At 39.2% G+C, this 13,133-nt stretch carries 15 protein-coding genes; all 15 read left to right on the forward strand.

The features are described from left to right. The first annotated feature begins 81 nt into the window (after positions 1–81). The 15 genes from M028_RS33800 (at position 82) to M028_RS0101370 (ending at position 12,908) form a co-directional block, all read left to right on the forward strand. Complete coding sequence (locus tag M028_RS33800; protein WP_051590879.1) at positions 82–546, forward strand: prepilin-type N-terminal cleavage/methylation domain-containing protein; 465 nt, start codon at positions 82–84, stop codon at positions 544–546. After that, entirely contained in the window at positions 543–1,298 is a 756-nt protein-coding gene (locus tag M028_RS0101305; RefSeq protein ID WP_035423582.1) for a prepilin peptidase, read from the forward strand. The genes M028_RS33800 and M028_RS0101305 overlap by 4 nt, the downstream gene beginning before the upstream one ends. Before the next feature lie 15 nt (positions 1,299–1,313). After that, on the forward strand, positions 1,314–2,309 hold the full coding sequence (pilM, locus tag M028_RS0101310; protein WP_026572299.1) for a type IV pilus biogenesis protein PilM: 996 nt from the start codon (positions 1,314–1,316) through the stop codon (positions 2,307–2,309). Continuing rightward, positions 2,309–3,184 (forward strand): PilN domain-containing protein, encoded by an 876-nt coding sequence (locus M028_RS31360; RefSeq protein ID WP_051590880.1) that lies wholly within the window; start codon positions 2,309–2,311, stop codon positions 3,182–3,184. The genes pilM and M028_RS31360 overlap by 1 nt, the downstream gene beginning before the upstream one ends. After that, positions 3,181–3,987, forward strand: a complete 807-nt coding sequence (locus M028_RS29200; protein ID WP_051590881.1) for a hypothetical protein — start codon at positions 3,181–3,183, stop codon at positions 3,985–3,987. Before M028_RS31360 ends, M028_RS29200 begins: the two co-directional genes overlap by 4 nt. Before the next feature lie 119 nt (positions 3,988–4,106). After that, positions 4,107–5,183 (forward strand): SPOR domain-containing protein, encoded by a 1,077-nt coding sequence (locus M028_RS0101325; RefSeq protein ID WP_026572300.1) that lies wholly within the window; start codon positions 4,107–4,109, stop codon positions 5,181–5,183. Positions 5,184–5,411: 228 nt separating this feature from the next. After that, positions 5,412–5,984 (forward strand): Maf family protein, encoded by a 573-nt coding sequence (locus M028_RS0101330; protein ID WP_026572301.1) that lies wholly within the window; start codon positions 5,412–5,414, stop codon positions 5,982–5,984. Positions 5,985–6,039: 55 nt separating this feature from the next. Next, positions 6,040–6,711 carry a RadC family protein gene (gene radC / locus M028_RS0101335; protein WP_197031363.1) on the forward strand — a complete coding sequence of 224 codons (672 nt, stop codon included), beginning with the start codon at positions 6,040–6,042 and terminating at the stop codon, positions 6,709–6,711. A gap of 163 nt (positions 6,712–6,874) precedes the next feature. Continuing rightward, positions 6,875–7,897 carry a rod shape-determining protein gene (locus M028_RS0101340; RefSeq protein WP_026572303.1) on the forward strand — a complete coding sequence of 341 codons (1,023 nt, stop codon included), beginning with the start codon at positions 6,875–6,877 and terminating at the stop codon, positions 7,895–7,897. A gap of 21 nt (positions 7,898–7,918) precedes the next feature. After that, positions 7,919–8,797: a rod shape-determining protein MreC gene (gene mreC, locus M028_RS0101345; protein ID WP_026572304.1), complete on the forward strand. Its 879-nt coding sequence runs from the start codon at positions 7,919–7,921 to the stop codon at positions 8,795–8,797. Beyond that, complete coding sequence (mreD, locus tag M028_RS0101350) at positions 8,794–9,312, forward strand: rod shape-determining protein MreD (RefSeq protein WP_026572305.1); 519 nt, start codon at positions 8,794–8,796, stop codon at positions 9,310–9,312. The genes mreC and mreD overlap by 4 nt, the downstream gene beginning before the upstream one ends. Before the next feature lie 275 nt (positions 9,313–9,587). Continuing rightward, a complete protein-coding gene (gene minC / locus M028_RS0101355) occupies positions 9,588–10,268 on the forward strand; it encodes a septum site-determining protein MinC (RefSeq protein ID WP_026572306.1) in 681 nt (226 codons plus the stop codon). A gap of 1 nt (position 10,269) precedes the next feature. Continuing rightward, positions 10,270–11,073 (forward strand): septum site-determining protein MinD, encoded by an 804-nt coding sequence (gene minD, locus M028_RS0101360; protein WP_026572307.1) that lies wholly within the window; start codon positions 10,270–10,272, stop codon positions 11,071–11,073. Between the two features lie 193 nt (positions 11,074–11,266). Then, complete coding sequence (locus M028_RS0101365; protein ID WP_026572308.1) at positions 11,267–12,049, forward strand: M23 family metallopeptidase; 783 nt, start codon at positions 11,267–11,269, stop codon at positions 12,047–12,049. Further along, positions 12,042–12,908 (forward strand): M50 family metallopeptidase, encoded by an 867-nt coding sequence (locus M028_RS0101370; RefSeq protein ID WP_026572309.1) that lies wholly within the window; start codon positions 12,042–12,044, stop codon positions 12,906–12,908. The genes M028_RS0101365 and M028_RS0101370 overlap by 8 nt, the downstream gene beginning before the upstream one ends. Positions 12,909–13,133 lie beyond the last annotated feature (225 nt).

A 13,133-nucleotide genomic window follows, 5' to 3' on the forward strand; every position in this document is an offset into this window, starting at 1 on the left:
AACATCTTTTCTATTTCTGTCAGTTATTGTATACTCATAGAGAAATAATACTAGGTTCATAGAACCAGAGGGAGTGGAAAAATGGTACAAGCTTTAAAACAAAGAATGAAGGAACAAAAAGGTTTTACCTTAATTGAACTGTTAGCAGTAATCATTATTTTGGGGATTATTGCTGCAATTGCAATTCCAGCAATTGGAAATGTGATATCGAAATCTGATGATAAGGCTAAAGTACAAGAAGCATTACAAATCGTTAATGCTGCAAAATACTACATTGCTGATAAAAATCCCAACGCTACAACAAACTTTACGGCTACAGCCAGTGTACCTTCAGGGTTGACTGCAGCAAATAATGTTTCTTTAGCAGATTATCTTGACCATATAAAGGATAGTAATTTTGTAGTTACTGCGACCTACGATCAAGCTACAGGGAAATATAAATACACTATCACTGGCCATGGTGCTGTTAGTGTTGTTAAAACTAAATTTACAACTATAACTACTGATTATGTTTCAGAGCAAGATTTAGTGAATTATAGTAAATGATAAAGGTTTTATTACTCATTTATGGTCTTATACTCGGCTCCTTCTTCAACGTAGTGGGCCTGAGAGTCCCATTAAAGAAGTCAGTTGTAACACCAAGATCTGCATGTCCGACTTGTGGGCATCAGTTGACACCATTTGAACTTATTCCGGTTATATCATACATGTTTCAAGGGGGAAAATGCCGCGGCTGTAAGTCGCGGATTTCTCCTATCTATCCGATTTTTGAATTACTAACTGGAATCCTTTTTTTAACAGCACCATACTTGGTAGGATGGTCTTGGGAATTATTGATTGCCTTAACACTAATCTCAATGTTTATGATAATCATTGTTTCAGATATTCACTATATGATCATCCCTGATAAAATTTTACTTTGGTTTGCAGGGATTTTTTTATTGGAAAGAATCTTCATACCGTTAAGCCCCTGGTGGGATAGCCTGCTGGGAATGGTAACAGGATTTCTCCTCCTCCTCATCATTGCTCTCGTTAGCAAGGGTGGAATGGGGTTTGGGGATGTGAAACTTTATGCATTGCTTGGTTTTGTACTAGGAATTAAACTAGTACTTTTATCCTTCTTTTTATCGACATTATATGGTGCAGTGATTGGCGGCCTTGCATTAATCTTTAAAATTGTAAAAAGACGCCAGCCAATTCCGTTTGGTCCCTTTATAGCAGCGGGAACATTGACTGCATATTTTTGGGGAACCGATTTAATCAACATGTATTTTCAATTTCTTAATCAAGGATTTTAATAAGGGGTTTTTAAAATGGCTTTTTCCCTTTTCACACCCAAAAATCGAATCATTAACCTGGTATTGAATGACCATTCGGTTCGCCTTGTTGAATTAAAGCAAGCGAATCCGCCTATTGTACAGAGATGGAATGAACGCTTCATACCGCCTGGGCTAATTAGTGATGGGAAGATTGCTGATGTTGATTCCTTATCTGGCATTCTTGAAGAATGTATTGATGAATGGAAAATTCAGCGTCGGCCCATCCGCTTTATCGTTCCAGATCAGTTGGTGATTATCCGTAAGGTCTCAATTCCAGCAGAAATTCAGGATGATGAACTGAAGGGATATCTTTATTTAGAACTTGGTTCAAGTATTCACCTGCCATTTGAAGAACCGGTTTTTGATTATTATTTATTAGATGACAATGGTAAGACAAAGGAATTATTGCTATTTGCTGCACCCGAACAGCATGTTACTGAATACGCTGACTTATTTTCACAACTGAAGCTAAACCCGATTGCAGCAGATATTTCACCGCTTGCTTTATATCGGTTATATCATACGCTTGAAATGAACCGACCAAACGAAGTTCTATTTACCATTCAGTTTGATTTGACAAGTGTAAATTTGTGTATTTTTGAAGAAACGGTCCCGCTAGTGATGCGTCAGTTTCCATTACCTTTTAATTTAGAACAATGGGAAATCAAACGGAATGTGCTGGGTAAAATGGACTATAAATTTATTGGTGAATCAGAAGAACTAGCGATACAGATTGAAGATATCTTTAGAGAAATCAATATGCTTCATGATTTTTACCGATATTCCCTCAGTAACGACAAGCATGATGTCACCAAGTTTTTGTTAAATGGCGACCATCCCATGCTTACAGCTATATATGATGAAATGGTCGAAAGATTTGAAATGCCGATCGATCGAATTTCACTAGAAAATGATTCAAAAGGAAAAACCGAAAGCGTACCCGAAAATATTTTATTAACTCTAGGACTCGCTTTAAAAGAGGTGAAATAATGCTAGTAGAAATTAACCTGCTTCCTAAGAAAGAACCGAAAAAGATTAACTTGATCATTGCTCTAGGCAGTGTACTAGCATTATTTTTGCTGATTGGCGGTTTCTATCTTTGGCAAATCAATTCAACAAAAAGCGACGTTGCAGAGGTTGACAGACAAATCTCGATGACACAGAAAATTGCTGAACAGCAACAGCAAAAAACGGATTCAGCTGAATCTACCAATTCCGTTAGCCAATTAAAAGGTGCTATCGAATGGGCGAACAGCTATCCAATCCATACGATTCCTGTCATGAAACATCTGACTTTACTATTACCGGAGCGAGGTTTTATTCAATCGTTTGGTTATACGGAAGCAGGAACTGTTTCGCTAACTGTTCAATTTGATAGTGCTAGAGAAGCTGCCTATTTCTTGGACAGCCTTAATGAATCCAAATGGATTGAGGAAGCCAATTTGAATTCATTATCAACTACTGAAACTAATACAGCAGATACCGCAGCTGTTTCAAATAATCAAACAAACACAACAAGTGCAAATACAAGTACTAATAATCAATCAAATACAACTAATAACGCTTCAAATGATACCAGCCAGAGTAATAATTCAGATAAGTCGGATAATAATTCATCACAAACAACTACAAATTCAAATGAATCGAATAGTACTACTACAAGTCAATCAAATCAAACAAGTAGTACAACAAGTACATCATCTACAAACAATTCAAGTAGTACTTCAAATTCAACGAATAATAAAAAATTCAAAAAGTATTTACCTCGTTATATAGGACAATTTGAAATCAAATTAAATAAAGATAAAATCAAAGAAATTCTTGATAAGGGTATAAAGGATAAGGAAGGAGTGACCGGTTCATGAAACTATCATTCCTAAAAAAACGTAAATTTCTTGCGCTAATCGGCATACTTTTACTTGTTTTACTTATCGTTATTGCCCAATTCAGCTTATTATCACCATTAAAATCCGATTTAACAATGAAACAGCAGCAATTGCAATCAGAACAAAAGCTATTGGATATCGCTAGTCAAAAGACAGAAGAAGCAGCTGCGAATGTTGCAGATGATACACGGGAGCTACAGAAAAAGATTCCTGTTAAGCCACTTCAAGACCAGTTTATCTTGGATTTGGAAAAAGCTGAGACTGTTTCTAATAATGAAATAAAATCCTACGGTTTTTCAAAGGATGCAGATGTTAGCACAGGAACAGATCAAGCAAACACTGGAAATACGACAGCAGGAAATACCAACTCAACTCAAAGTACATCAGCAAATGCAAATGCAAGTGGAACGGACCAAGCAGCTGCCAATCAAAACACATCAACTCAGCAGGCAGCTTCAGCAGTACCGAGCGGAATGAAAAAGCTAACCGTTTCATTAAGTGTAGAATCACCTAGCTATGAAGACTTTGAAAAGTTTGTTCAATCACTAGAATCTTTAAAACGCATTGTCGTAGTAGAAACTATAAGTTATTCTAGTAGTGGTGAAATAACTTCGCTTGACCAAAAAAATCAACCGCTTTTGTATACTCTCACTGTTTCAACTTATTACATGCCCGGCCTAGCTGACTTAGCCTCACAAGTACCAAAACTTGATGCACCGGCACCTGCGCATAAGGACAATCCATTAAGTACATTTGCAGATACTACCGAAAAGGCTAATTAAAAACTGAAAAATTTGACGAAAGTCTACGATAACAAGACGACAAAAGTCTTGTTATTTTTTTTTGTCAATATGATAGGATGGAACAAATTAGCAGTTTGGTAGAGAGAGGTGTACAAATAGTGGACAAGCCCAATAAAAATGGACGGACCATCACAATTAAATTAAATGGTGAACCACATACGTTTCAGGAAGAGATAAAAGAAGATGAAAAAATAGAAACAAGGCAGCTCCAGCCGGAAGTAATAGATGTAGAATCTAATCAGGAAGAAAAGGATGTTTTTTTGGAAACAGCTGCTGCTCAAGAGTCGATGGATGAAAGTTTTGATTGGATTATCCCTGAGACAACTGAGCATGAAATCGAAGAATACAAAATTGTTCATCACCAAAAAAACAAGAAAAGCAATTTACCTAAGATTGCATCCTTTACCACCAGCACCAAAAATAAGGATGGAAAAGGATTCCAATCCATCATTATTTCAGCCGTATTTGCCATCATTCTTGGTACCGGTTTTGGTTTTCTTATGCTTAAACTCGTGCTTACCGAACATAGCAATAAGCCGGCAACCGAGCAAGTCCTAACAGAGGAGCAAGGTGGCCAAAAAGCCGAAACACCTGCAGCAACAGGTGCAATAGCTTCCGTAAAGCCTCTTACCACCTTTGTTATTCAGGGCGGTGTTTTTTCTTCGAAAGATGGGGCTCAAGCAACTGCCGGTCAGTTAGCGGAAAAAGGAGTACCTGCACAGTCAGTTGAAATTGACAGCAAACAGTATTTATTTTTAGGAGTGGCAAGTACGATTGATGATGCTAAAAAGCTTGGGAGTAATTATAAAGATGATGGAGTCGCAGATGTATGGGCTAAATCGCTTCCGGTTGACCAAAAGGATATCACTGGAGTAAATGCCGCAGATAAAACATTCCTTGATACAGCAGGTGCCGTCTATCAGGACCTTTCCGAAGTAACAGCAGTTGCCCTGTTAACTGAAAGTATTCCAGAGGAATCGTTTAAAACCGTATCCGCATTAATCGCGAAAACAGATAGTACGGGACTGAAAAATACAAAGGTAAAAAGCCTGCAAAATTTTCTGGCTACAGCTGCCGAAAAAGTAGCGAACTATCAAAAAAACAAAGATCAGAATAATCTTGTAGAAGCTCAACAAAATCTACTAAATTTTCTTTCCTTATATTATTCTCTGTAATCAAATTTCGACATCGATAACACAAATCGCTATTTTCCGGGAAATAAAAATAGCAAAAAAGCCTGTTCAAAAATGGACAGGCTTTTCATCATGAACATAAATTTAATTGTATAATTTGACAATTTTCTTCAAATTTTAACGATATATAAATTGTTTGCAAAGGCATTATCTGATACGATTGTTTTGTATCTCCCTATAATGAAAAATGCAAAAAGGTAAGGTGATGAAATGCAGAACCTCATTTTAGCCTCTTCTTCTCCACGGCGAAAAGAACTTCTAGAAAACCTCCGCCTATCTTTCGCAATTTCAAGTAGCGATGTTGATGAAAGCTTTGAACCACATCTTTCACCAGAGGAAGTCGTAATGGAGCTTGCCAGCCGCAAAGCCCGGGTCGTTTTTAAAGAGAACCCCGAAGCTTTTGTGATTGGGGCTGATACCATCGTGGTTGCGAATGGCCAAATCTTAGGAAAGCCAGCGAATGAAGCAGAAGCTAGCAGTATGTTAAGGAAACTTTCAGGAACACAGCATGAAGTATACACAGGTGTTGCCATCATTTCTTCAGAAAGCTCTACCCAATTTTATGAAAAAACAGAAGTTTGGTTTTGGGAGTTAACGGATGAGGAAATTAACTTTTATGCGCAAAGTGGGGAACCGCTTGATAAAGCAGGTGCATATGGCATCCAAGGACTAGGGAGCATGCTTGTCAAAAAAATAAATGGAGATTATTTTGCGGTTGTCGGCCTGCCGGTTGCACGAACGGTTCGGGAATTAAAACGGCTAGGCTATCCATTGCCGTATTAAGTGTTCATTAACTCCCAATTAAAAGGGAGGAAAAAAAGTGTCCACTAATTCATTAATGATTCGGGATTTCCCTCAGGATGAACGTCCAAGAGAACGGTTTATTCAACATGGTCCACAAAGCTTGTCCAATCATGAGCTCATTGCCATTTTATTAAGAACGGGTACAAAGGATGAGTCCGTTCTGCAATTATCGAATCGCCTTTTAACCCATTTTGAAGGATTACGTTTGCTGAAATCGGCCACCTTGGAAGAAATTACTGAAATAAAAGGGATTGGTTCAGCAAAAGCGATTCAAATTCTTGCGGCCGTTGAAATTGGCAGAAGGATTGCCAATTTAAATTACAATGATCGTTATGTCATTCGCTCCCCAGAGGACGGGGCCAATTTTGTCATGAATGACATGCGCTTTTTGTCACAGGAGCACTTTGTCTGCCTCTATTTAAATACGAAAAATCAGGTGCTTCATAAACAAACCATTTTTATTGGCAGTTTGAATGCATCGATTGTACATCCTAGGGAAGTATTCCGCGAGGCATTAAAACGTTCGGCAGCTTCTATTATCGCTTTGCATAACCACCCCTCTGGAGATCCGTCTCCGAGCCGTGAGGATATTGAGGTGACGAAGCGTTTAGTTGAGTGTGGAAAAATGATTGGAATCGAGGTCCTTGATCATCTGATCATTGGTGAAAACAAATTTGTCTCACTCAAGGAAAAAGGTTATTTATAACAATAGGTTTTTATTTGACTCTAGGCTATAATATTAGTTATGATTTTTTAGGACTGTTTTGGAATTTTACGTTTTTTTTACAAACAATAAAGTTCGATTAAATGGTAAAGACATTACCTTTAAGAATATTTGCATTTTCGTATCAGAAAGGGAGATACAACGTATGTTTGGAATTGGTTCAAGAGACCTAGGAATTGATTTAGGTACTGCAAATACACTTGTATTTGTAAAAGGAAAAGGAATTGTTTTACGGGAGCCATCCGTAGTGGCTTTACAAACCGATACAAAATCGATTATCGCTGTCGGAAATGACGCAAAGAACATGATTGGCCGTACACCGGGGAATGTAGTTGCCTTAAGGCCGATGAAAGACGGCGTCATTGCCGATTTTGAAACGACTGCCAAGATGATGAAGCATTATATCAGCCAGGCACAGAAGAACAAGGGTGTTTTTGCAGGTAAGCCATATGTCATGGTTTGTGTACCATCTGGAATTACTGCGGTTGAAGAAAGAGCAGTAATTGATGCAACACGTCAAGCTGGGGCGAAAGATGCCTATACCATTGAAGAACCGTTTGCAGCTGCGATTGGGGCAAATCTCCCGGTTTGGGAACCAACAGGAAGCATGGTAGTGGATATTGGCGGCGGAACTACAGAGGTCGCAATTATTTCCCTTGGTGGTATCGTAACGAGCCAATCCATCCGCACTGCCGGCAATGATATGGACGAATCGATTATTTCGTTTATTCGCAAGAATTACAACCTCATGATTGGGGATCGTACTGCCGAAACCATTAAGATGGAAATTGGTTCTGCTGGTGATCTGGATGGAATTGAAAATATGGAAATCCGCGGCCGTGACTTATTAACTGGTCTGCCAAAAACCATTGAAATTACAGCTAAAGAAATTGCGGTTGCCTTAAAAGACACCGTATATGCCATCGTTGACGCGGTGAAAAATACGCTTGAAAAAACTCCGCCGGAACTTGCGGCTGATATTATGGATCGCGGCATCGTGTTAACAGGCGGTGGAGCGCTCCTCAGAAACTTGGACAAGGTGATTAGTGAAGAAACAAAAATGCCGGTTCTTATTGCTGAAAACCCGCTTGACTGTGTGGCAATCGGAACAGGTAAAGCATTAGATCAAATTCACATATTTAAAAATAAAGCGAAAGACTCACGCTAGAAAAATAGAGGTGTATAAATCATGCCACAGTTCTTTTTGAATAAACGACTGATTGTTTTGCTTCTCAGCATTATTATTCTCGTGGCATTGATTGGGTTTTCTTTGAGGGAGAGGAGTAAACTTACCTGGCCGGAGCAGTTTGTTAAAGACTCGGTCGGCTGGGTTCAATCCCTGGTTTCAAAGCCTGCGTATGTTGTTGCAGGCTTTTTTGAAAATCTCAAGGATTTAGAAAGTACATATCAAGAAAATAAGGAATTAAAATCACGTGTCGAACAGATTGTCAGTCTTGAATCACAGGTTCAAGATTTGAAAAAAGACAACGCAGATTTACGAAACGTTCTTGGTGAGAAAAAAACTCTGAGAGATTTTAAACCGCTGCCAGCTACAGTTATTGGCAGAAACCCTGATCGCTGGCATGAAATGATTATCATCGACAAAGGTAAAATCAATGGGATCAAGCAAAATATGGCGGTTGTTACCGCAAACGGACTAATTGGAAAAGTGAAAAATGTCAATCAATTTAGTTCGACTGTTCAATTATTAAGTGCAATGGATCCGAAAAACCGGATATCAGCTGTCGTCCAAGGACAAAAAAATTCGTTTGGATTTGTTGAAGGCTTTGACAGCGAGAAAAAATTACTTCAAGTAAAAACCATCCCCTCTGGAGCGAAAATTAAGAAAGGACAAACCGTTGTCACCTCAGGTCTTGGCGGTGTGTTCCCAAAAGATTTGCCAATTGGGAAGGTAGTGGAAGTGAAACCGGACCAATATGGTCTGAATCAAACAGCATTAGTAAAACCTGGCGCGGATTTTTATGATATTCAAAATGTTTTGGTTATCACAAGAACGATGACTTCGCCTGATGTAGGACTGGTTGATAGTAAGGGGTTGGGATTGTGAAAAAATTCCTTCTTCCTCTTTTATTTTTGTTTTTATTTATATTAGAAAGTCTTTTTGTCCAATTAGTTCCTGCAGATCTTTTTGGACAAAGTAAAATGTGGGTTCCGCATTTTTTATTTTCGGCTGTTCTTTTTCTGACTATTTATGGCGGCAGAAAGTACGGCATTATTTATGGTGCTGTTTTTGGGCTGTTATTTGATATTGTTTATACGGAAATCCTTGGAATTAATCTTTTTTTATATCCGTTTGTAGCTTATATCGTTGCAAAAATTATGCATGTATTGCAAAACAATATTATTGTTGCATTTATCGTTTCTCTTTTCGGAATTGGGCTATTAGAGATTGGTGTGTACGAAATGGATTCCTTAATTCATGTGACACAGCTTAGTTTTATGAGCTTTGTCCAAATGCGTATGTATCCAACCCTACTTTTTAATGCAATCTTTTTATTTCTGGCCGGCTATCCCTTCAAAAAATATTTTGAAAAATATTCTCAAGTATTACGGGACGAATAATGAATTAAAAAAGAGGAGAATAGACTGGGCTTGTCGAATTTATATAGTGCGTGTACTCTGACTCATTTAAATGCATGATTTTCATGCATTTTTTGGCTGGAGAGAAAGTATAAACTTATTCTAAGTTAATACTTTCTTCCTGCGTATAAGTGCAACTACGCCTCTGTCTTCGCCCTTACGGGCTCGCCAGTCGGCGAGTTTTCTTTAAATCCTTTGGGGTTTGTGTTTGATCGACGGCGCAGCCCTTTTCTTTAAACTTGAGGTGAAAATTCTCCATGAAAAAACGACAAAATGTAACGATAAAGGGAACAAAGGAAGGCTTGGTCCTTCAACTAGATGACTGCTGTTCCTATGAGGAACTTAAAAAAGAACTGGATGAAAAGCTTTCTACTAACCTAAGAACCGAGGAAGACAGTCATTTCCTTGCGGTAAAGGTGAATGTAGGAAACCGATTTTTAAGTGATGATCAAAGAGAAGAACTTAAAAACCTAATTCGGCAGAAAAAGAATTTGGTTGTTGATGATATTGAATCAAATGTAATTACGAAAGAGGAAGCGAAACGGTTAAAGGCTGTAGATGAAGTTGTAACGGTTTCAAGAATCATCCGCTCAGGCCAAGTATTAGAGGTTCCGGGGGATTTATTGTTGATTGGTGACGTAAACCCTGGAGGAACGGTTATGGCTGGTGGTAATATTTTTATCATGGGAACATTAAAAGGAATTGCCCATGCAGGCTGTACAGGAAACGATGAAGCGATTATTGCCGCATCCAATATGAGGCCAACACAGTTAAGGATTAGCGATTGCTTAAATCGAGCACCCGACATCGTCCAAGAAAAAGAAAAACATGAAATGGAATGTGCCTACATAGATGAGGACCGAAAAATCAGCGTAGATAGATTACAAGCTTTAATACATTTAAGACCTAATTTAACTAGATTAGAAGGGGGACAATAAAGTGGGGGAAGCTATAGTAATTACATCTGGTAAGGGTGGCGTCGGCAAAACAACGACTTCTGCTAATATTGGGACATCTCTGGCCCTTCAAGGAAAAAAGGTTTGCTTAGTCGATACAGATATTGGTCTTCGTAACTTGGATGTTGTGATGGGACTCGAGAATCGTATTATCTATGACCTTGTTGATGTTATTGAGAAAAGATGTAAGATTCATCAAGCCTTGGTCAAGGACAAACGCTTTGATGATTTATTGTATTTGTTGCCTGCCGCTCAGACTGTTGATAAATCTGCGGTGAAACCTGAGCAAATGAAAGAGTTAATTACCCAACTAAAACAAGACTATGATTATATTATCATCGATTGCCCGGCTGGTATTGAGCAGGGCTTTCAGAATGCTGTTGCCGGGGCTGATAAAGCGATTGTGATTACTACCCCAGAGGCTTCTGCTATTCGTGATGCGGACCGGGTGATCGGTCTTCTTGAAAAAGAACAACATATGGAGCCGCCGAAATTAGTGATTAACCGGATTCGTAACCAAATGATGAAAAATGGCGATATGCTGGATGTCGATGAAATAACCCAGCATTTGTCGATTGAGCTTTTTGGGATTGTGGCGGATGATGAGGAAGTCATTCGCGCAAGCAATCACGGGGAGCCGATTGCGATGGATCCAAACAGTAAAGCATCGCTTGCATATCGGAATATTGCCAGAAGAATTCTAGGCGAATCCATTCCTCTCCAGTCTTTAGAAGAACCGAATAAAGGTATGTTTACAAGGCTTAAAAAGTTTTTCGGTGTAAGATAATTTATACATTTGTAAGTCTGTTCACAGGGCGTGGACAGGCTTTTTTGTTTTGGTATTTCTTTTCATATTTCCATAAATACCTTTCACTTCAAACCTACATGTCCAGACAACAAACCAAGGATTTTTTTAAGAGTCATACTCCTTAAATCTCTTTCATAAACTTGTACAAAAAGTGGGAAAAGGGTTGATGGATATGGCGCGGTCGACACCGGATGAAATACGCAAAAGAATCAATAAACGGAAAAAAGAACTAGGCATGCAAGAAAAGAATCCAGACCGCCAACTGGCTTGGCCTGGGGAAGAAGAAAAGTACGGATTCAATCAGGTATCTTCCTATGGAAGTGGACCTGATGACGAAGGGCACCCGCTGTTTCGCATGGAAGTATTTATTTTTAAAATACTGGCTTCAGCGTGTCTTTTTTTAGTAGTTGCGATTTTGTTTCGAAATCATACCGCAACATTTGATCAAGCCAGGGATGTAGTCCGAACCACAATGGACAAGGAGTTTAAATTTGCCGTGGTATCCCAGTGGTATGAAGAAAAGTTTGGCAAGCCACTTGCTTTGCTGCCTTTCAATGAACCGAAAAAAGAAAAGCAAACGGAAACAGAAACAGCAGAAAAGCCAGCTTTGCCTGCAACTGGTAAAGTTCTAGAAAACTTTGAGAAAAACGGCCAGGGGATTATGATTGAAACGGCAAACGGAGCGTCGGTCAGAGCGATGAATGGGGGAACAGTTACATTTTCAGGTGTAAAGGATGGTATCGGTAAGACCGTCATTATCCAGCACTCCGATGGAACAGAAACCTGGTATGGTAACTTAACCGACATTCAAGTCAAACTTTATGATTATGTGGAAAAAAGAAAAGTGGTCGGAACGGTATCATCGAGTGAAGAGAAATCAAAGGGTAAGTACTATTTTGCCATTAAAAAAGGGGATGATTTTATCGACCCGGTCCAGGTGATCCGCTTTGAGTAGAGTGAGAGATTTACTTCAACACGTTTATATTCATCCGCTGTTATGGATTGTTGTCGCACTATCGATTGCAACAGCACATTTTCGAGAGGTTTGTCTCTTGTTAGGAATTATTTTTATACATGAAATGGGGCATGCAGCTGCAGCTTCATTTTTTTCATGGAGAATAAAAAAAATAACGCTCCTGCCGTTTGGCGGGGTCGCTGAAATGGATGAACACGGCAATCGTCCGTTAAAGGAAGAGACCATTGTCGTCCTCGCAGGCCCTTTGCAGCATGTATGGATGGTGGGCCTTGGCTTTTTGCTTTATTCCTTTTCCTTAGTCCCTGCGGATTTATTTTATTTATTTTTTCAATACAATTTAATGATTTTCATCTTTAATCTCTTTCCGGTATGGCCGCTTGATGGCGGTAAGTTAGTTTTTTTATTCATGTCACTCAAAAAATCGTTTCCATTCGCGCACCGTGTCACCTTGCAGATTTCCTTTTTCAGTCTTACCATTTTCTCGTTGCTGATACTTTTTACCGCTCCGTATCATCTCAATGTCTGGGTGGTCATCGCGTTTCTGTATTTCTCGCTTTACCACGAGTGGAAGCAGCGTCGCTATATTTTCATGCGCTTTCTGCTTGAACGCTATTACGGCAAGAAAAGTGATCTACACTTATTAAAACCGATTCAAGCGAACGAACATGATTTGTTAATTCATGTCCTCGAAAAATTTCAACGCGGCTGCAAGCATCCGATTATTGTTGAGGGGAACGGCATGGAAAAAGGAATGTTAGATGAAAATGAGCTGTTGCACGCTTATTTCACAGAAAAACGCTTAACCGACAAAGTCAGTGATTTGCTGTTTATGTTTTAAGCCCCTGTTGAAGGGGCTTTTCGTTTGAAAGAGCAGCTGTTCCGCCAATAGGCGTAGTCTATCCGCTAGTAAGAGCAGGCTCCGCCAATAAGCGTAGTCTAAACGCCAGTAAGAGGAGCTTATCCGCCAGTTAGCGTAGTCTATCCTCCAGTAAGAGCAGGCTCCGCCAATAGGCGTAGTCTATCCGCCAGTAAGAGGAGCTTATCCGCCAATTAGCGTAGTCTA

It is taken from the genome of Bacillus sp. UNC438CL73TsuS30 (genome assembly GCF_000482325.1).
Lineage (GTDB): Bacteria > Bacillota > Bacilli > Bacillales > Cytobacillaceae > Neobacillus.